Origin of the sequence: Rhizobium sp. AB2/73, assembly GCF_020871915.1 — a bacterium.
Classification (GTDB): domain Bacteria; phylum Pseudomonadota; class Alphaproteobacteria; order Rhizobiales; family Rhizobiaceae; genus Rhizobium; species Rhizobium dioscoreae.
The window spans coordinates 65,195-84,323 of sequence record NZ_CP067071.1 but is presented as its reverse complement, the minus strand read 5'-3'; the positions used below and the strand labels follow the sequence as shown (position 1 = coordinate 84,323).

Below are 19,129 nucleotides of genomic sequence, written 5' to 3'. Positions count from 1 at the left end.
CTCTTCTCCTCCTATCGAGTCGTAATGCTGATGAACAACGCGCAATGATTGAAAATCTTTCACAATATTATCGCTTGCGCAAGTACGTGCCGCGCGATAGGTATATAGATAGGAAGCCTATCTATATATATGCGAATGAGGCTATCGATGAGCAAAGCCGACCGTCATCACGGAATCGAGGAAGCCTACGCGCTGGCCGAGGCGTTGCGTCCTGCCCTCCACCGCCTGCATCGACAATTGCGGCGCGAGAGCGACGAGGCCGGACTGTCGCCGCTGCATGCCTTGTTGCTTGTCGCTATCATGCGCCAGCCGGGCATCGGCGTTGCCGAATTGGCGCGGATGGAGAAGCTGCGCGGACCGACGATTTCAGGCCATGTGAAAGCCATGGAGCGGGATGGCCTCATCGCCCGTTCGGAACCGGACCCGAGCGACCGACGTCGCAATGGTCTGATGGCGACGAAGAAAGGTGAGGACATCATCCGCAGCCTGAAACGGCGGAGAACCGACTGGCTCGCCTCCGAACTCGCCAAACTGTCGCCGCAGCAGCGTGACGCCATTCGTGCCGCAATCGAACCGCTCATGGAGATCGGACAATGAATACCGCTCGCCCGAATGTTGTCCCACCATCCGCTCCGGCGGCAGGCGACCCGCCCGATCGCCGCGAGATCCGCGCCGTCATCCTCGGACTGATGATCGTTCTCGGCCTCGGCGCCATAGACCAGAGCATCGTCGCGACCGCGCTGCCGCGTATCGTCGGCGATCTCGGCGGGCTGACGCACCTCTCCTGGGTGGTCAGCGCCTATGTGCTCGCCTCAACCAGCACCATGCCGCTCTATGGCAAGCTCAGCGACCAATATGGCCGCAAGCCGATGATCCATGCGGCGATCCTCATCTTCCTTCTCGGCTCGGTGCTGAGCGGCATGGCGCAGACGCTGCCGCAGCTCATCATCTTCCGGGCGATCCAGGGTATCGGCGCCGGCGGATTGCTGCCGCTGGCCCAGATCATCATCGGCGATATCGTGCCGCCAGCCAGACGCGGCCGCAATCAAGGTTCGATCGCCGCCGTCTTCGCCATCTGCAGCGTCATCGGCCCGATCGCCGGTGGCGTCATCACCGATCTCCTCTCATGGCACTGGATCTTCTACGTCAACCTGCCGATCGGCGCCGTCGCGCTCGTTATGATCGGCCGGGCGCTGAAGCGGCCACATCAGGCGCGCAGCCGCCGCATCGACTATCTCGGCGCGGCGCTGCTGACCAGCTGCACGACCAGCTTCCTGCTGGTGCTGGCCCTCGGCGGCAATGAATGGGCCTGGAATTCGCCTGAGATTTTCGGGCTTTCCGCCCTTGCGTTCGTTCTCTTCGCCTTTTTTATCCTGCACATCCGGCGCGAACCAGAGCCGGTGCTGCCGCCCGATCTCTTCCGCAACCGGCTGTTCGTCGTCGCCTGCACCGTGCTCGCCCTGACCTTTATGGGAATGCTGGGCGCAAGCCTCTTCTTTCCGCTGTTCTTTCAGATGGTCATGGGGGTCAGCCCATCGCATTCCGGCCTGCTCACCGGCCCGCTGATGATCGGCGTCGTCATCTCCTCCATGGTCAACGGGCGGGTGCTGCTGCATCGCTTCGGGCGCTACAAGCCGGCGCAGCTCTGCGGTCTCAGCCTCGCAACCGCTGCCTTCGCCGTACTTGCCTGGGCTGCAGCCACCAGTCAGGGCTTCTGGATCATCGAGCCGACGGTCTTTGCACTCGGCCTCGGTCTTGGCCTCGTCATGCCCACAATGACGATCGCGGTGCAGAATGCCCTGCCCCTTGCCCATCGCGGCGTGGGAACGGCGACGCTCGCCTTCTTCCGCTCGCTTGGCGGCCTCATCGGCGTCACCGGCTCCGGGGCCATCCTGGCCTACCGCGTGCAGAATGCCGGCGGCGTCCTCGACGGGATACATGGCTCCTCATTAACGCAAGCCGGCATGAAGCAGCTCACCACCGCCTCCCCCGAGGCTCATGCCGCCGCGATAACGCTCTATCGTCACGCGATCGCCATGACCTTTGCAACGGGAACCGCCATCGTGGCGCTGGCGTTGATCGTACTGCTGTTTCTGCCGGAATTGCCATTGGCAAAGGATCACGGGCAGGAAAAGGCACGCCCAAGCTGAGCTGCGCACAATATGGCTACGGAAGCAGTAGCCCGATGTCCCTATGCTTATTCGCCGGGACGCCCGCTTCGCTGGGTTCTGAAGAGTGCGTCAACTCTGCAGCTTACGCTGAGCTTCCGCTTTGCCGTCCTCGGGCAGGTCCATGTTGTGCATGACGGCGATCGACCAGATATCATGTTCGCGCACGATCAGCATGTTGATTAGCCCATGGCGTTCAGGCCATTCATTCCCCTGCGGATCGCGCGCGCCCGTCATGCTCCAGTGAATGTCGAGTGCGGCAACATCGGAGCGAATAGGACGTATTTGGGTTTTGGCGGCTTTGAGCTGACTGTCCTTGAACATCGTCTCGAATATGGGCCTGTGAAACTGCTCGATCGATGATCGGCCCGTTGCCTTCATTCCAAATACGTTCGTGAAATCGGCGTCTTGCGCAAATATCGCGGAAAAGGCGCTGGCATCGTGGCTATTCCATGCGGCGACGAACGCATCGACGATTTGTTGCGCGGCTTGTCCAACGTCCGGATGCAGTGACATCTCACACTCCCTCCTTTAGTATGATTGCCATACTATATGGCGACCGGACTTATTTGGAAATATGGTAGCGCCCTACACGCAATCACTTCTACTCTACGCCTATCAGGCTTCCGCACAGGCGCTCACCCAGACGCTGCACGAGCGCGGTCATCCAGCCATCAGACCGAAGCATGGCGCGATCTTTGCCAATATTGATGAAGAAGGAACCCGAGCCAGCCTGCTTGCCGAGAGGGCGGGCATGGGCAAGGCCGCGATGGGCGAACTGATCGATGATCTGGAACGTCTTGGCTATGTCGAGCGGGTGCCGGATCCTACGGACAGGCGCGCCAAGCTCGTCACCGCCAGGCCGGAGGCGCGGCAGGTGATGCAGATCGTTCACGAATTTAACGACGGGATCGAACGGCGATATCGTGAGCTGTTGGGAGAGCAAGCCTATCAAATATTGCGTACGGCACTACGGACCATCGCCGCAAAGGACGACATGCAGCCCAGAATGCGTTAAGGCAAAGGAGCAGGCGGACATTATGGCGGTTACAACCGCTTGCAGCGTCTGCCTCACAACGGCATCGACATTACAGCTATTGCGAATGCCTGCATAGGGCAAAGCTAAAGCATGCCAGGCAAAAGTGGTCGACGGCTTTGCGGCGGCGACATGCACAATATCAAAGACCCAAGGCGCGAGAAGCAAATCTCACGGGTCGCGATACGCTTTAGACAACGATGCCAAGCTTATTCGGAAATAGTAGAAAATGGCGCACCCGAAGAGATTCGAACTCCTGACCCCCAGATTCGTAGTCTGGTGCTCTATCCAGCTGAGCTACGGGTGCGTGGCCGAAACGGAAGAAACCGTTGGCGTGGGCGGTTCTCTAAAGCCTCCCTTGAGGGAATGCAAGTGGATTTCTGAAAAAGATCGCGATTTTCGTGCATATTGACGCCAAGTAACTGAAAACAATCAATTTTCTTGGAAGCTTCTGCTGCGGTAGTCATCGAGGGATACCGGGCGGTCGGGAATTTCGATTCGGAACTGCGTGCCGGCCGCCGGTTTTTCGACGAGTGCGATCGTGCCGCCATGGGCGAGGACGAGTTCACGGGCGATTGCCAGGCCAAGGCCCGTACCGCCGGAGCGGGCTGAGCCACGGAAGGCCGTGAACAGGTTCTCCCGCGCCTTTTGCGGCATGCCTGGCCCGGTATCGTCGACGGTGATGCTGACAACACTGCCGATCCGGTGCGCCGAAACCGTGATCCGCCTGACGCTGTCGGGCTCCGCCTCGCCGAAAGCGATCAGCGCCTGATGGGCGTTGCGGCAAAGATTATGAATGACGCGGAACAGCTGCTCGCTGTCGGCATCGACCTCCAGGTCGGGGCTGAGCTGTTCGATGAACTCGATGCCGCTATCCGGATCGATCGCCAGAATATCGCGAACCTCCTCGACAAGCTCGAATATGCGAATCTTGCGCCGGCGCGGCGCCGATTCGGAGGTCTGGCCAAAGGAAAGAACTTCGGTCGTATAGCCGACGGCACGATCGATGGTGCGCAGCAGCTTCGGGGCGAAGCGCTTGACCATCGGGTCATCGACATCGACCAGACGGTCCGACATCAGCTGCGCGGCCGAGAGAATATTGCGCATGTCATGGTTGATCTTCGACACGGCGAGGCCGAGGGCGGCAAGATTTTTCTGTTGCTTCAGCGTCTTCTGCAGCTGCGATTGCATCGAGGCCAAATGGCGTCCGGCAACAGCAAGTTCATCGCCGCCCTTGTCGGGAACGAGAACGCGGCCGGGATCCTCCGGATCATCGGAATAGGCCTGCATGCTGTCCGTCAGCCGGCGGATGGGACGAATCATCATGCGGTTGATCGCAAAGAAGATCAGCGTTGCGGTGAACAGCGAGATGAGGATGGACACGAAGAAGACGCTGGTCGAATAGGCAAGCATCGCATTGCGGAGACGTGTATCCTTCAGCACAACCTCGATACCGGTGTTGGCATCGCCGCCGACGGGGCCGAAAACGCGGATGATGCGATTGCCGCCGAACAGCAGCGTATCGAGCGCATCCTTGATGGCGGTGAGCTGCGACACGTCGCTGAGATCGTATTTCTCATCGACGGAGGCCGGCATCTCGGCCGTCGCCAGCAAGCGCGACGTGCCGTCCTTGCGCAGGACGATGGCCCGCGTGCCAGTCGCCATCAGCGTCTCCTTTTGCAAAGCACGTGGCAACTCGGCCGGCTGCAGGCCGTCGATCACGATGGCGGCGGCAGCGGCGGTGTTCAGCCGATCTTCCAGCCATCGCAGCCGCATATTGGCGACCGACGGCACGAAGATCAGCACTTCCGCCAACGAAATGAAAACGACGGTGAGAATGAGAAGCTTGCCGGAGAGGCCGCCGAAAATGCCTGTGGGACGGCAAAGCTGGGACAGGCGGCGTTTTTCGACCTTGCCGTCCTTTACGGCACCCTTGTCCTGCCCACTGTCCATTTCAATTGTCCCGCTTCGCCGCAAAGCGATCTGATGCGACCTGATCGAAACTAGATAATAGGCGATTGTGGGCCTTTTTCCAATCGGCTCCGGATTTTGGCAGAAAACGAAGGCCCGCAACGACGCCCAAGCGCCGCAGCCAGCCTCATATTGGTGAGATCAGATCGGCAGGATCAGAACTCTTCCCAACCCTGCGCCGCGGCAGCCGGAGCAAGCGCTCCTCCACCAAATGCAGTCGCGACTCTGTCGATCATGCGCCGGGCCGGCGAAGCGGCCGGGCGATGCGTCTCGGCGCGCGCTGGAACGGGAGCGGAAACATTGGCTGCGTCGACCTTGAAACGCGAAACGAGGTGGACAAGGCCATCCGCCTCGGCTGCCAATCGATGGGTCGCGGCCGAAGTTTCCTCGACCATGGCGGCGTTGCGCTGTGTGACTTCGTCCATCTGGTTGACGGCGTTGTTGACCTCGGACAGGCCAGTTGCCTGCTCGCGCGCCGCCGTTGCGATCGAGTGTATGTGGTCGTTGATCTTGAGGACGCGCGCTTCGATGGACGACAGCGCCTGGCCGGTCGCCTGCACGAGCTTGACGCCGATCTGCACCTCGCCACCGGACTTGCCGATCAAGGCCTTGATATCCTTGGCAGCTGTCGCGGAGCGCTGGGCAAGCTCGCGGACTTCCTGGGCAACTACCGCGAAGCCCTTGCCTGCCTCGCCGGCGCGCGCGGCCTCGACGCCGGCATTCAGCGCCAGAAGATTGGTCTGGAAGGCGATATCGTCGATCACACCGATGATCTGGCTGATCTCGCCCGATGCCTGCTCGATGCGCCCCATGGCATCGATGGCATTGCGAACGACCGTGCCGGAACGGGCCGCATCATCCTTGGCTTCGCTGACCATGACACTGGCCTCGCGCGCCCGCTCGGTGGAATTCTGCACGACGGAGGTGATCTGATCGAGCGCCGCCGATGTCTCTTCCAGGGCGGCCGCCTGCTGTTCGGTGCGCTTGGAGAGGTCGTCGCTGGCGTGGCGGAGCTCGTTGGTGTTGGAGTTGATCGAACCAGTGGTCTCGCGCACCTCGCTCATGGTGCTCTTCAACGTCGCAAGCGTCGTATTGACGTTCTGCTGCAGCTCGGCAAAGGCGCCCTGGAATTCGCCCTTCATCGCCTGGGTCAGATCTCCGTCAGCCAGGCTTGCAATGACGCGGCGAACCTCGCCGATTCCCATGTCGACGCTGATCAGGAGCTCGTTGACGTTGCGCGCGAAGCGGTTGAGATTGACGTCACCGTAGTCCTTCTCGATGCGCTGGCTGAAATCGCCGGCTGCCGCGGCAGAAACTGCGAGAGACATGCTCGATTGAAGCTCGTCGCTCTTGGCGCGCATGGCTGTTTCTTCGGCATTCATGCGGCGCACGGCATTGCCGTTTTCCTTGAAGACGTCGACGGCCGCGGCCATCTCGCCAATTTCGTCCCGGCGGCCGGCAAACGGCACCTCGATGTCGAACTGGCCGTTGGCGACATTCTTTATTGCATCCGTCACCTTGCGGATCGGGCGGCTCAGGTGGACGGTTCCGATATAGGCTCCGAGGCCGACGCCCGCCACGATACCGGCAATCATGATGCCGAGGACGACCCACAAGACGTTGCTGTGAAAAGCTGCAATCTCGGCTTCGGCTTTCGCAAGCTCCGCCTTGTCGGTCTGGACGATCGCATCGATCTCGGCCTGGAAAGCCTTGCGGTTGGCGCGGTTCGCCTCGTTGTTGCCCTGCTTGCCGGCGGCGTCCGGGCCATCGGTCAAGCCGAGCCTGGCCGTTTCCGTGCGAAAGGCGCGAAACTCCTGGGCGCGCGCCTGCAGCTTGGTGAATTCCGCCTCCTGCGTCTCCGGCACCATGGGCGCCCAGCTCGTCAGCACCTTGTCGATTTCGTCGAGATCGGCCATCAGGCCATCGGCAAAGGGTTTGACATCCTTTGCCGCGGCAGCGGCATAGATGCCGCGCGCTTCCATGACCACCGCGGTCACGTAACGATTCAGGCGCTCGCCCATGTAAGCGCGGCTCGCCGTCTGCTCATAGCTCTGTAGCTTCCGGTCATATTGATGCAACGCATAGAGGGCAGTGGCGCCAATCAGAAGCGCCGCCCCGGCCATGACCGACACAAGCAGATTTATTTTGCCGCGAATTTTCACAATACCCCTCCGGCGCAGATCCCATCCCCCATAAATCGATGGGTTTTACGACATAGAGCTAGATATCGGCTAAAATCATTAACGTTATATTGAAGTATTTTTCATCTAAACGTACGACATTTCGGACTGTACTTTTTATATATTTTAGAATATCTGCAATCTATATTTAAGGTTGCGCACACATTCCGGTGAGCATCGTAGCCAAAGCGCGTTGCCGCGACCGAATGGCGCGAATTTGCCTGATTTCAAGGAATTTGCGCTCCTATAATTGACTTCCGGGGCCTTGATCCGTATAAGCCCGCGCACGTCCGGTCACGGAGCCTGCTTTTGCGGGCCAAGTCCGTTCGCCATAATCAACAACGCTCCTTGCTATTCAAAGCAAAGCTCAAGAAGGGCCGCACTCCGCGGTGTTTAAATAAATGAAGCGTACCTACCAACCATCCAAGCTTGTCCGCAAGCGTCGTCACGGCTTCCGTGCGCGTATGGCCACCAAGGGCGGCCGTGCGGTTCTTTCCGCTCGCCGTAACCGCGGCCGCAAGCGTCTTTCGGCCTAAGGGCCGAAGTGCCCGATAATCCAGGATGGCGGGCAAATTGACGAATGAACGACCCAAAAAGACTGTCGGGCGGCTGAAAAGCCGGCCGCAGTTTCTTGCAGTCCGCGAAGGCGAGAAGCGCAGAGGCAGCTTCTTTCTCATCGAAATGCTGGATCGCAAGACCGCCGACGCCGGACCCCGCGTCGGTTTTACCGTTACCAAAAAACATGGCAACGCGGTGGAGCGCAACCGCATGCGGCGCAGGCTGAAAGAAGCCGTGCGGCTTCACGCCGGATTTGCAATGCAGCCCGGACACGACTATGTGGTTGTCGCGCGACGCGAGGTGCTGACCGCGCCTTTCGAAAAACTGGCGAGCGAACTCGTAAGCCGCATCGAAACCAGGCCGAAACACCGGCGGTCGGAAAAGGACCGCTCCAGGAAAGTATGATGGAAAACAACCGCAATTACTTCATTGCAATTGCACTGTCTGTGCTGATTGTTCTCGGCTGGCAGTTTTTCTACATGAACCCGCGCCTCGAAGCGCAGCGCCAGGCCGAGCAAGCCGCCAAGCAGCACCAGCAGGCGCAGCAGGCCCAGACCACGCAGCCAGCTCCCGCGGGCACTGCGGTCAACGGTTCGCTGCCGGCGAATGGTCAGACGACGCCGACGGTCCTCACCCGCGACCAGTCCGTCGAAAAGACCGCATCCGCGCGCGTTGTCATCGATACGCCGGCCCTTGCCGGCTCCATCAACCTGGAAGGCGCCCGCCTCGACGATCTCCGCCTGAAGGCCTATCACGAGACAGTCGACAAGAGCAGCCCGATCATCACCCTGTTCAGCCCGGCCGACACCAAGGACGGCTATTTCAGCGAACTCGGCTATGTCGGCAGCGATGCGACCGGCGCAGTCCCAGGCCCTTCGACCCTGTGGAAGCTCACGAGCGGCGACAAGCTGACCGATAAGACACCGGTGACCCTGTCCTACACCAATGACAAGGGCATCACCTTCAGCCGCACGATCGCCGTCGACGATCGCTATATGTTCACGATCACCGACAAGATCGCCAACGCCAGCCAGGCGCCGATTGCGCTGTCGAGCTATGGCCGCGTCACCCGCTACAACAAGCCCGAGACGCCTTCCGCCTACGTCCTGCATGAAGGCTTCATCGGCGTTATCGGCGATGACGGCCTGATCGAGACCAAGTACGCGTCTACCGAAAAGGAAGCCACGACGCCCGCCAAGGCGACCGGCGGCTGGCTCGGCATGACGGACAAGTATTGGGCCGCAACCATCGTGCCGCCGCAGTCGACAGCTTATGACGCACGCTTCTCGCACTTCGCGGATGGCACGCCGCGTTACCAGGCAGACTACAAGCAGGATGCGATCACGGTTGCCCCCGGCCAGTCGATCGACCTGAAGAACCTCGTCTTCGCGGGCGCCAAGGAAGTTCCGGTCATCGACCGCTATGAGACCAGCTATTCGATCCCGCGCTTCGACCGCCTGATCGACTGGGGCTGGTTCTACTTCATCACCAAGCCGATGTTCAAGCTGATGGATTTCTTCTTCCGCTACTTCGGCAATTTCGGCGTCGCCATCCTCTGCACGACCATCGTCGTCAAGGCGCTCTTCTTCCCGCTCGCCAGCCGGCAATACGCCTCCATGGCGAACATGAAGCGCGTGCAGCCGAAGATGGAGGAGCTGAAGGCCAAATTCGGCGACGACCGCATGGCCCTGCAGCAGGCGACCATGCAGCTCTACAAGGAAGAGAAGATCAATCCGATCGCGGGTTGCTGGCCGGTGCTCTTGCAGATCCCGATCTTCTTCTCGCTCTACAAGGTGATCTACATCACCATCGAAATGCGCCACGCGCCGTTCTTCGGCTGGATCCAGGATCTTTCCGCGCCGGATCCGACCTCGATCGTCAACCTGTTCGGCCTGCTGCCGTTCGCGGCTCCGACGTTCCTGCATCTCGGCGTCTGGCCGCTGATCATGGGCATCACCATGTTCCTCCAGATGCGCATGAATCCGACGCCGCCCGACCCGACCCAGGCGATGATCTTCAACTGGATGCCGCTGGTGTTCATGTTCATGCTGGCAAGCTTCCCGGCCGGACTCGTGATCTACTGGGCCTGGAACAACACGCTCTCGGTCATCCAGCAGTCGATCATCATGAAGCGCCACGGCGTGAAGGTGGAGCTCTTCGACAATCTGAAGGGCCTCTTCAAACGAAAACCGGCACCATCGAAATGACGACAAAAGCCCTGCTTCGGTGGGGCTTTTCTTTATCCGGCGGCAGGTGCGATCGACGCCCCCCAGCACCGATGCCCGCCCATAATGGTTATCGCAATGCTGCGATGGAAGATAGCGCAACGATGGAAAGCCCGCCGAGAGCGGCCGTGACGGCGAGTGACGGCGTGATGCCGATGTTCTCCATCGCGAAGGCCAGAGCGAACGGGGCAAGAGCTGAAAGGATCAGCCGCGCCGCCATCATCTTCCCCTGAAGCTTCCCGTAGCCGTCACTGCCGAAAAGATGCAGAGGCAGCGTCCCGGTGACGATGCTGAGGAGGCCGTTGCCCATGCCGAAGATTATCGCGAAGGCCATGGCGCCGGGCACGGAGGGAGCCGAAAGCAGAAGCACCAGCAGCCCGCCCGGAATCAACGTCGAAGCGATCACGGCCAGATGGAGTGCTGGCAGGTTCTTGCCGAACACCATATTGGTGAGGCGGCTGCCGACCTGCGATGGGCCGAAGAGCGTCCCTACGAGAACGGCGGTCGCACTAAGACCGAGGCCGGACAACAGCGGCACCAGATGCACCAGAACGGCCGAACTGACCAGCGACATCAGCGAAAAACCCGTAACCATGATTGCAAAGCCAAGGCGACGGCGAGCAGGTGGCAACACACCCTCGACGCGCGGAGCTACGGTTGCTGCCTTCGACCCGTGCGTGGTTCCCTGACGCGACAACCACGCGTGGACTGGCAGGCAGATACAGAGGTTGAGGACGGCGAAAACCAAATAGACATTCTGCCATGTGAGATGCGCATGAAGTGCCGTGGTCGTCGGCCAGAAGATTGTCGAGGCGAATCCGCCGATCAGCGTCAGATAGGTAATACTGCGGGAGGCGACCTGCGGTCGCATTTGCACGAGCAGCGCAAAGGCCGCGCCATACTGGACCAGGTTGGCGGAAGCTTCGATCGCAACAAGTGCAGCAACATAGGCTGCCTTGTTGGGCGCAAAGGCACAGGCGGCCAGGGCGACAGCCGCCATGAGAGAGCCGATCGTCATCACCCGGGCGGCGCCGATCCTGTCGAACAGCACCCCGAGCCATGGTGCGGTGAGGCCGCCGATCAGAAGCGCAGCCGACAGTGCGCCGAAAACCCATTCGCTCGACCATGCGAGCTGCGCGACCATATCGGGCGCGAGGATACTGAAGCTGTAGTAGAGGGTGCCGTACCCGATGATCTGCGTGATGCCGAGCGCAAGCACGGCAGGAAGAGGCACCCGTTCAGACAAGGCGCTTGCCGTCAGCATCGAGAACCTGCTCGCCATCTTCCTTGGCGAACGCGCCTTTATGCGTATCGGGCAGGATATCCAGGACGACTTCCGAAGGCCGGGCCAGACGCGTGCCCATGGGCGTGACGACGAACGGGCGGTTGATCAGGATCGGATCCTTCAACATAGCATCGAGCAACTGGGCATCGGTCAGGTCGGGATTGTCGAGGCCGAGTTCGGCATAGGGCGTGCCATTTTGGCGGATCGCCTGCCGGACAGTCAAACCCGCATCGGCAATCATCTTGATGAGATCATCGCGACTTGGCGGATTGCTCAGATATTCGATGACTGTGGGCTCGATGCCGGCATTGCGGATCATCGCCAGCGTGTTGCGCGAGGTGCCGCAGTCGGGATTGTGGTAGATCGTGACATCCATGGTCATGGGGCAAGTTCCGTTTCAGCGAGAGCTTGAGGATTGCGGGCTTCCATCAGCAGCCAGCTCGCGAGCAACACCGCCAGCAATGCGCCGAGGATTTCCGCGACGATGAAACCCGGCAGATCGACAGGACGGATGCCGGCGAAGGTGTTCGTCAGCGAGCGGGCGATTGCGACAGCCGGATTGGCGAAAGAGGTGGAAGCGGTGAACCAGTAGGCAGCCGTGATGTAGAGACCGACCAGCCATGCCACGGCGTCGGCGCGAAACCGCAGGCCGGCGAGGATGACGAAGACGAGGCCGAAGGTGGCCGTCACCTCGGCCAGCCATTGCGCGCCGCCGCTGCGAATGGTGGTCGAGGCCTGCAGCAACGGCAGTTCGAACATGGCATGCGCAAGGATCGTTCCGAAAATCCCGCCAAGGATCTGGGCGACGACATAGCCCAAAGCCGACATTGCGGTCAGCTCGCGGCGTATCGCAAAGACCAGCGATACGACCGGGTTGAAGTGAGCGCCGGATATCGGCCCCAGGACGGTGATCAGTACGACGAGGATCGCACCCGCAGGCAGCGTATTGGCGAGCAGCGCAAGTGCGGTATCGGTTGTCAGCCTGTCCGCCATGATGCCCGAACCGACCACCGTCGTGACCAGAAGACCCGTGCCCAAGGCCTCCGAGACAAGACAGCGCGAAAGCGGAAAAGATGTCATGGTTTCAGGCCCGAGATCAGCATATTCATGGAACGTTTCTCGCAGCTGGTGCGCAGCAGGCAGCGACTTGCGTCGCCGGCGCGCAGACCTCCGGGTGCCCCGCGCAGCAGTCCTCCATCAGGAAGCGGACGAGACCTCCGAGCACATGGTAGTTGGCGGTGTAGACGATAGAGCGGGATTCCCGTTGCTGGCCAACGAGTCCGGCCCGATCCAGTTCCTTCAGATGGAACGAGACATTCGACGGCGATACGCCGAGCTTCTCTGCAATCGCGCCCGCAGCCATGCCATCAGGACCGGCAACGACGAGCATGCGGACGATCTGCAAGCGGGTCTCCTGAGAGAGAGCGCCGAACGAAGCGAGGGCTTGACCTTCATCCATATTTCAATAATCCTTGAAACGTTGAAATATGGAGTACCCCAAATGAATGCGATCGACAAGACCCCAGCTTCGGATATCAGCATCGGCCTTCTGCTTGAGACCTTGGCCGCTTTCCGCGATCTGCCCCTTGTATTCCGCTATAACGGACGGCCGGTGAGGCCAGGCTATCATGTCACAGAAGTCAAAGCCGGGCAGTTTTCGGCACTGGATTGCGGGGCCAATCCGGAAACATGGGCGGAGATTTTCGTGCAGCTTTGGGATATCGACGAAGGCAACCGCACGCATATGCCAGCGGGCAAATTCACCGCTATCATCCGCAAAGTTTCCGAGCATGTGCAGCTCGACGGTTCCGCAAGGCTGACCTTTGAGGTAAGCGACGGGGTGCAGCCGATGCAGCTCTACTGCGCATCGGCTCCCGCTATCGGTAACGGTGCGGTGCATGTCAACCTCATTCCTCGCGCAGCGAGCTGCAAGCCCCGTGACCGGTGGCTGGTCGCGCAAGCTCAAGCGGCCGCTTGCTGTGGCCCAGCAAATGCCGTCACGTGTTGCGGTTAGCCATTACCGACTCTTTGAAGCGGCATCGAAGCTCGGCGGCATGAAGCCAAATGCCGATCCAAACTTGACTTTCGCGGATAAAACCTCGAAGCCAATCCACTCATTCAAGCAAAAGACTGAGTAAATGGCAGATCAGACGACCAAAGACGACAAGCCGCTTTTCGGGCGTCCGTGGATTTTCATCCGCGGCGTGCCCTCGATGAAGTTTCTGCCGCCGGAAGGGCCGCCGGAAATTGCTTTTGCCGGCCGCTCCAATGTCGGCAAATCGTCGCTGATCAATGCCCTGGTCGGGCATAAGGGCCTGGCGCGTACCTCGAATACGCCGGGGCGCACGCAGGAGCTCAACTATTTCGTTCCCGATGGCTTTTCCGGCGAGGGCGGCGATCTGCCGCCGATGGCTCTGGTCGATATGCCGGGCTACGGCTATGCCGAAGCGCCGAAGGATCAGGTCGATGCCTGGACGAAGCTGGTCTTCGACTATCTGCGCGGGCGCACGACGCTGAAACGCGTCTATGTGCTGATCGACAGCCGCCACGGTATCAAGAAGAACGATGGGGAGGTCCTGGATCTTCTCGACAAAGCCGCCGTTTCCTATCAGATCGTGCTGACCAAGACCGACAAGATCAAGGAAGCAGGCATACCGAAGCTGCTGGCCGATACCGCTGAAAAAATCCGCAAGCGCCCCGCCGCTTATCCCGGCATCCTCGCCACCTCATCGGAAAAAGGCGTTGGCCTTCAGGAATTGCGCGAGGCCATTGGCCTGACGGTCGGCATCCAGGTCTGAAGACCGACCGGTCGAATGAGGCCGCCGCCCCCGACCCCGCATAAGGCGACGGCGGCCGTGTTGCCGCTAAGGTTTACATCTTCGGCAACAACACCTTGTCGACGACATGGATCACACCGTTCGACTGCTTGACGTCGGCGATGGTGATATGGGCAATGCCGCCGGCTTCGTCGGTCAACGTCAGCTTGCCGCCCTTGTCCACGGCCTTGATCGTGCAGCCGCCGACCGTCTTCAGATCGTATTCGCCGCCCTTGCTCATTGCCCATTTCTTGATGGCGGCGGCCATGTCATCACCGGCGACGACGTGGCAGGTCAGCACCTTGACGAGCTTCTCCTTGTTCTCGGGCTTCAGCAAGGTTTCGACAGTGCCCGCCGGCAGCTGCTTGAAGGCTTCATTGGTCGGCGCAAAGACGGTGAATGGGCCTTTGCCTTCGAGGGTATCGACGAGGCCGGCCGCCTTGACGGCTGCGACCAGGGTCGTGTGATCCTTGGAATTGACGGCATTCTGGATGATGTTCTTGCTGGCATACATCGCAGCACCGCCCACCATCGGGTCCTTGGCATAGGCTAGGCTGCTTGCGGCCGACAGGATTGCGGCAGCGGCGGCAATGCGAAACACGGTCTTGATCATAACGTACCTCTTCCTCTCTGTTGCCCCGATCAGGCGGGGTCGGAAGAAGATACGGAGCATGCTGGCAGAGAGTTTCAGCCGCGATCGTTTTTTCGGGAGCCGAAATTCCTCAGGGCAAATGGATCGTGCCGGAAGCAACCACATCGCCGGTTGGTTTGCCGGTCGGCGAGCCGCCAAAGGGCTCGACACTGACGGCGATGATGGCGCCTTCAGTCAATTTGGCGTGAAGTTCCGGCGACAAGACGATTTCGCCATCGCCGGTCGGTGGCAGTATGCCCAGCGCCTCGGCGGGATCGCTGCCGCGAATCAGCCAGAGCTCCAACGATTTCTCCTCGGGCTTGCCGGCGGCGACCGGCGTAATTTTCAGGCGCCCATTGGCGACGTCGTAATTGGCGAGGAGATTGAAGGGACTGTTCTGGCCAGAAAGAGATGCGGTGAGCTGCTTACCTGGGCTCATGCGCAAGCCGCCTTCATTCGTGATGGCGAAAACGAGTACGCCGGCCGCCAAGAACAGCGAGCCGAAGGCGACCGAGCGCCACAGCATCAGCGAATTCCAGAGATGAGCGCCGAACGCCGCTTCGCCGAAAATCCGCTTTTCGATCTTCGGAAATACGGCGGCCGCAGGCGTCACCGCCTCGTATTCCTCGTTGAATTCCGAGAGATTCTGCTCCCAGCGGCTGACGATTGCGGCGAACTGCCGGTCGCTGCGCATGCGGCGCTCGACCTTCTGCCGGTCTTCCAGGGAAAGCACGCCAAGCACATATTCTCCGGCCAGGACTTCATCGCGGGAGCGGCCTCCCTTGCTTTGATCGGGCGTACTCATCGGTCCATGCACTCTCTCAGTCTGATTAGGCTTCGGCGCAGCCAGGTGCGCATAGTATTCAATGGCACAGCGTGTTGGTCGGCGAGCTCCTGGTAGCTCAAGCCCTCGACATAGGCGCTGCGAACAGCCCGCGCACGATCAGCTTCCAACTCTTCCATGCACCTGTCAATCCGCCTTCCCTCTCCCTTCACGATTGCTTGCTCTTCGGGGCCGGGTTCGAGGTCGGCGAGATCGTAAGCGCTGTCTATTTCGTCAGCTACGGGCTTGCGGGCGCGGACGAAATCGATGGCGCGATTACGCGCGATCGTCATCAGCCAGGCCATTGCCGGCCCTTCCTCAACGGCAAATTGCTCGGCCCGCTGCCAGACCTTGATATAGACCTCCTGCAAAACCTCTTCAGCATCCACCTTGTTGCCGACGATACGCAGGCAAACACCGAGAAGTTTCGGGCTGGTACGCTTGTAGAGTGCGGCAAAGGCTTTCTGGTCGCGCATGGCGACGCGGCCGATCAGCGCTTCCGTCTCCTCGCTTGCCGCCATCCAACACCCCACCCAGACGCTTGGCTCAACATTAAGACAAAAGTGCGCCTAGGCAAGCTCGCCGACGCGATCAATTTTGACAGCGCTATTGTGACACGGCATCAACTTATGCCGACATCATTATTCCCTCTGTCAAAAACTTGAGATAAAAGGCCCGCGAACAATTCCGAAGGGTGCACCATGTCCGAAGCCCAAAGCGAACTCCAAGCCAACCTGCTCGCACAGGCGCTGCCCTACATGCAGCGTTACGAAAACAAGACCATCGTCGTGAAATATGGTGGTCATGCCATGGGCAATGTCGAACTTGGCAAGGCCTTTGCGGCCGATATCGCGCTCCTGAAGCAGTCCGGCGTCAACCCGATCGTCGTCCATGGCGGCGGCCCGCAGATCGGCGCCATGCTGACGAAGATGGGCATCGAATCGAAGTTCGAAGGCGGCTTGCGGGTCACCGACCAGAAGACGGTCGAGATCGTCGAAATGGTGCTCGCCGGCTCGATCAACAAGGAAATCGTCGCGCTGATCAACCAGACCGGCGAATGGGCGATCGGCCTTTGCGGCAAGGACGGCAATATGGTCTTCGCCGAAAAGGCGCACAAGACCATCAAGGATCCGGATTCCAACATCGAGCGCGTGCTCGATCTCGGCTTCGTCGGCGAAGTGGTCGAAGTCGATCGCACGCTGCTCGATCTGCTTGCCAAGTCCGAGATGATTCCGGTCATCGCCCCGGTCGCCCCCGGCCGCGACGGCGCGACCTATAACATCAACGCCGATACCTTTGCCGGCGCGATCGCAGGTGCGCTCAGTGCCACGCGCCTGCTTTTCCTCACGGATGTTCCCGGCGTCCTCGACAAGCAGGGCCAGCTCATCAAGGAATTGTCCGTCGCCCAGGCGCATGCGCTGATTGCCGACGGCACGATTTCCGGCGGCATGATTCCGAAGGTCGAAACCTGCATCGACGCCATCAAGGCCGGTGTTCAGGGCGTCGTTATCCTCAACGGCAAGACGGCCCATTCCGTGCTGCTCGAGATCTTCACCGAGCGCGGTGCGGGCACATTGATCGTTCCCTGATAGGGCACATTCATTGAGAAAATTCAGGCGCTCCGCAAACAAGATTGCGAGGCGCCGAGGGGCTCGTCAGGACGGCCGATAGATCGCTTCGGCCTCGCTTTTCAGCATTCCCATGACCGAACGATAGGGGGCCGGCCCATAGCTGATGCGGCTGACACCCAGCCTTGCCATGGTCTCATTGTCCGGCGTGGTCGGACGCACCATGATGTTAACAGGCAGGGGCGAGCGCTCGCAGAGCGCGCCGATCAGATCCGGTTCGACCAGGCCCGGCGCGAAGAAACCGCTGGCACCGGCCTCGGCAAAAGCATCGGCGCGCTGAAAGGCGTCGTCCAGCAGGAGCTGATGATGGGCCGTATCGCTTTCCTGCAGAAAAAGATCGGTACGGGCGTTGATGAACAAGGGCATTTCCCGGCGATCGGCCATTTCACGGATGGCGCGGATGCGTGCTGCCTGCGTTTGGACAGGATGAACGCCGTGGCCGCCGATCACCTGATCTTCGAAATTGATGCCGATGGCGCCGTGATCCATGATCTTTTCGACATTGGCGGCGACTTCCTCGGGCTCGACGGCATAACCGCCCTCGAAATCGACCGACAGAGGCAACGGGCTCGTCACCGAAATCAGCCTGGCGGTCACCGCCAGCAGCGATAGCGGGATTGCCTGGCCGTCCCCGAAACCATTGGCAGCGGCAACCGACCAACTCCCCGTTGCCAGCGCCTTGGCGCCCGCCTCCGTGACCGCCTTGGCAGAGCCCGCATCCCAAATATTGAAAAGGATCAGCGGCTCACCCTTCTTGTGCAACCGCGCGAATTCCTGCGCCTTTTCCACCTGACTCATCGCATCCCCTCCGAAAAGCCCGGCCGGGTGATTTCTCCTCCGCGACCTGAAGAGCGTAAGCCCTCCCTCACATGGCAGATAGAGTAAAACCCCGGAAATCAATGGTAAAATCATAGCCGGCATTAGATTGCCCCGCAATCTCCCCAAAATGGTTGAGATGCGGCAGCATGAATATTTCCCTTCCCCCGTCCGGAGCGGGCGTGCCATAAGACAGGCATGAGCCAGACAAAAACGCTATCCGAGCCAGCCGATTTCTCCCACATCCGTGATTGGGTATTCGATCTCGACAACACACTCTATCCGCATCATGTCGATCTCTTCGCGCAGATCGATAAGAACATGACGGCTTACGTCTCCGCCCTTCTGCACATGGAGCGCGAAGAGGCCCGCAAGCTGCAGAAGCAATATTATCTCGATCACGGCACGACACTGCAGGGTTTGATGATCCATCATGGCATCGACCCCAACGACTTCCTGGAGAAAGCGCACGCGATCGATTATTCAGCACTGACGCCGCAGCCGGAGCTCGCCGCAGCCATCAAGGCACTGCCGGGACGCAAGTTCATCTTCACCAATGGCAGCGTCAAACACGCCCAGGCGACGGCCGGCGCACTCGGCATCCTCGACGGCTTCGACGATATTTTCGATATCGTTGCGGCCGACTACGTGCCGAAGCCTGCCGGCAGCACTTACGACAAATTCATGAGCCTTCATCGCGTCGATACGAAGAAGGCGGCCATGTTCGAGGACCTGCCGCGTAATCTAACCGTACCGAAGGCGCTCGGCATGAAGACAGTGCTTCTTGTGCCGCAAAATCTCGAGACGGCCATCGTCGAATGGTGGGAGCGAACGACCGGCGAGGACGATCACATCGACTATGTGACCGACGACCTCACCGCCTTCCTGAAAGCACTGGTTTAACCATTCATTTGAGCACTTCAGGAAAAGTACGCAGCGGTTTTCCGTTCGGAATGCGGAAACGCACACCCAAGGCGGGGTTACCAAAGTTT

At 60.1% G+C, this 19,129-nt stretch carries 21 protein-coding genes and 1 tRNA gene; 10 read left to right on the top strand and 12 right to left on the bottom strand.

Annotated elements, in window-relative coordinates; translation table 11 throughout:
- Window positions 1–147 precede the first annotated feature (147 nt).
- Together I8E17_RS00435 and I8E17_RS00430 are read left to right on the top strand one after the other, a co-directional pair.
- Complete coding sequence (locus I8E17_RS00435; RefSeq protein WP_069611199.1) at window positions 148–597, top strand: MarR family transcriptional regulator; 450 nt, start codon at window positions 148–150, stop codon at window positions 595–597.
- On the top strand, window positions 594–2,150 hold the full coding sequence (locus I8E17_RS00430) for an MDR family MFS transporter (RefSeq protein WP_069611198.1): 1,557 nt from the start codon (window positions 594–596) through the stop codon (window positions 2,148–2,150). The genes I8E17_RS00435 and I8E17_RS00430 overlap by 4 nt, the downstream gene beginning before the upstream one ends.
- Window positions 2,151–2,240: 90 nt before the next feature.
- On the opposite strand, the gene I8E17_RS00425 is transcribed toward I8E17_RS00430, so the two are convergent.
- Window positions 2,241–2,684, bottom strand: coding sequence for an SgcJ/EcaC family oxidoreductase (locus I8E17_RS00425; RefSeq protein WP_069611197.1), 444 nt, complete (start codon window positions 2,682–2,684; stop codon window positions 2,241–2,243).
- A gap of 61 nt (window positions 2,685–2,745) precedes the next feature.
- On the opposite strand from I8E17_RS00425, the gene I8E17_RS00420 reads away from it, so the two are divergent.
- On the top strand, window positions 2,746–3,186 hold the full coding sequence (locus I8E17_RS00420; RefSeq protein WP_069611196.1) for a MarR family transcriptional regulator: 441 nt from the start codon (window positions 2,746–2,748) through the stop codon (window positions 3,184–3,186).
- Window positions 3,187–3,434: 248 nt separating this feature from the next.
- Here I8E17_RS00420 and I8E17_RS00415 read toward each other — a convergent pair.
- From I8E17_RS00415 to I8E17_RS00405, 3 genes are all read right to left on the bottom strand, one after another.
- Window positions 3,435–3,511: transfer RNA gene (locus tag I8E17_RS00415), tRNA-Arg, on the bottom strand.
- 125 nt (window positions 3,512–3,636) lie between these two features.
- Window positions 3,637–5,157, bottom strand: coding sequence for a HAMP domain-containing sensor histidine kinase (locus I8E17_RS00410; protein ID WP_069611195.1), 1,521 nt, complete (start codon window positions 5,155–5,157; stop codon window positions 3,637–3,639).
- A 173-nt stretch (window positions 5,158–5,330) separates the two neighbouring features.
- The gene (locus I8E17_RS00405) at window positions 5,331–7,337 is read right to left on the bottom strand and encodes a methyl-accepting chemotaxis protein (protein ID WP_069611194.1); all 2,007 of its coding nucleotides are present in this window, start codon (window positions 7,335–7,337) and stop codon (window positions 5,331–5,333) included.
- 419 nt (window positions 7,338–7,756) lie between these two features.
- Between I8E17_RS00405 and rpmH the strand changes: the two genes are divergently transcribed.
- The 3 genes from rpmH to yidC are packed head-to-tail and all read left to right on the top strand — an operon-like array spanning window position 7,757 to window position 10,120.
- A complete protein-coding gene (gene rpmH / locus I8E17_RS00400; RefSeq protein WP_041677194.1) occupies window positions 7,757–7,891 on the top strand; it encodes a 50S ribosomal protein L34 in 135 nt (44 codons plus the stop codon).
- Between the two features lie 25 nt (window positions 7,892–7,916).
- The gene (gene rnpA / locus I8E17_RS00395; RefSeq protein WP_069611193.1) at window positions 7,917–8,318 is read left to right on the top strand and encodes a ribonuclease P protein component; all 402 of its coding nucleotides are present in this window, start codon (window positions 7,917–7,919) and stop codon (window positions 8,316–8,318) included.
- Window positions 8,318–10,120 (top strand): membrane protein insertase YidC, encoded by a 1,803-nt coding sequence (gene yidC / locus I8E17_RS00390; protein WP_069611192.1) that lies wholly within the window; start codon window positions 8,318–8,320, stop codon window positions 10,118–10,120. Before rnpA ends, yidC begins: the two co-directional genes overlap by 1 nt.
- A gap of 88 nt (window positions 10,121–10,208) precedes the next feature.
- On the opposite strand, the gene arsK is transcribed toward yidC, so the two are convergent.
- From arsK to I8E17_RS00370, 4 genes are read right to left on the bottom strand one after another with little or no spacing between them, the layout of a single operon-like run.
- The gene (arsK, locus tag I8E17_RS00385) at window positions 10,209–11,402 is read right to left on the bottom strand and encodes an arsenite efflux MFS transporter ArsK (RefSeq protein ID WP_069611191.1); all 1,194 of its coding nucleotides are present in this window, start codon (window positions 11,400–11,402) and stop codon (window positions 10,209–10,211) included.
- The gene (gene arsC / locus I8E17_RS00380; RefSeq protein WP_069611190.1) at window positions 11,377–11,805 is read right to left on the bottom strand and encodes an arsenate reductase (glutaredoxin); all 429 of its coding nucleotides are present in this window, start codon (window positions 11,803–11,805) and stop codon (window positions 11,377–11,379) included. Before arsC ends, arsK begins: the two co-directional genes overlap by 26 nt.
- Entirely contained in the window at window positions 11,802–12,503 is a 702-nt protein-coding gene (locus tag I8E17_RS00375) for an MIP/aquaporin family protein (RefSeq protein ID WP_069611189.1), read from the bottom strand. Before I8E17_RS00375 ends, arsC begins: the two co-directional genes overlap by 4 nt.
- A 25-nt stretch (window positions 12,504–12,528) precedes the next feature.
- Complete coding sequence (locus I8E17_RS00370; RefSeq protein WP_069611188.1) at window positions 12,529–12,882, bottom strand: metalloregulator ArsR/SmtB family transcription factor; 354 nt, start codon at window positions 12,880–12,882, stop codon at window positions 12,529–12,531.
- A 42-nt stretch (window positions 12,883–12,924) separates the two neighbouring features.
- On the opposite strand from I8E17_RS00370, the gene I8E17_RS00365 reads away from it, so the two are divergent.
- Together I8E17_RS00365 and yihA are read left to right on the top strand one after the other, a co-directional pair.
- Window positions 12,925–13,437, top strand: a complete 513-nt coding sequence (locus I8E17_RS00365; protein ID WP_069611187.1) for a DUF6428 family protein — start codon at window positions 12,925–12,927, stop codon at window positions 13,435–13,437.
- A gap of 124 nt (window positions 13,438–13,561) precedes the next feature.
- The gene (gene yihA, locus I8E17_RS00360) at window positions 13,562–14,221 is read left to right on the top strand and encodes a ribosome biogenesis GTP-binding protein YihA/YsxC (RefSeq protein ID WP_069611186.1); all 660 of its coding nucleotides are present in this window, start codon (window positions 13,562–13,564) and stop codon (window positions 14,219–14,221) included.
- A 73-nt stretch (window positions 14,222–14,294) separates the two neighbouring features.
- On the opposite strand, the gene I8E17_RS00355 is transcribed toward yihA, so the two are convergent.
- From I8E17_RS00355 to I8E17_RS00345, 3 genes are all read right to left on the bottom strand, one after another.
- A complete protein-coding gene (locus tag I8E17_RS00355) occupies window positions 14,295–14,852 on the bottom strand; it encodes a fasciclin domain-containing protein (protein WP_069611185.1) in 558 nt (185 codons plus the stop codon).
- Between the two features lie 109 nt (window positions 14,853–14,961).
- On the bottom strand, window positions 14,962–15,675 hold the full coding sequence (locus I8E17_RS00350; RefSeq protein ID WP_112722027.1) for an anti-sigma factor: 714 nt from the start codon (window positions 15,673–15,675) through the stop codon (window positions 14,962–14,964).
- On the bottom strand, window positions 15,672–16,214 hold the full coding sequence (locus tag I8E17_RS00345; protein WP_069611183.1) for a sigma-70 family RNA polymerase sigma factor: 543 nt from the start codon (window positions 16,212–16,214) through the stop codon (window positions 15,672–15,674). The genes I8E17_RS00350 and I8E17_RS00345 overlap by 4 nt, the downstream gene beginning before the upstream one ends.
- 180 nt (window positions 16,215–16,394) lie before the next feature.
- Here I8E17_RS00345 and argB point away from each other — a divergent pair, with 180 nt between their 5' ends.
- Window positions 16,395–17,282: an acetylglutamate kinase gene (gene argB, locus I8E17_RS00340; RefSeq protein WP_069611182.1), complete on the top strand. Its 888-nt coding sequence runs from the start codon at window positions 16,395–16,397 to the stop codon at window positions 17,280–17,282.
- A gap of 66 nt (window positions 17,283–17,348) precedes the next feature.
- On the opposite strand, the gene I8E17_RS00335 is transcribed toward argB, so the two are convergent.
- Window positions 17,349–18,119, bottom strand: coding sequence for an isocitrate lyase/phosphoenolpyruvate mutase family protein (locus I8E17_RS00335; protein WP_069611181.1), 771 nt, complete (start codon window positions 18,117–18,119; stop codon window positions 17,349–17,351).
- A 216-nt stretch (window positions 18,120–18,335) separates the two neighbouring features.
- Between I8E17_RS00335 and I8E17_RS00330 the strand changes: the two genes are divergently transcribed.
- Window positions 18,336–19,040, top strand: coding sequence for a pyrimidine 5'-nucleotidase (locus tag I8E17_RS00330; protein WP_112722025.1), 705 nt, complete (start codon window positions 18,336–18,338; stop codon window positions 19,038–19,040).
- Window positions 19,041–19,129 lie beyond the last annotated feature (89 nt).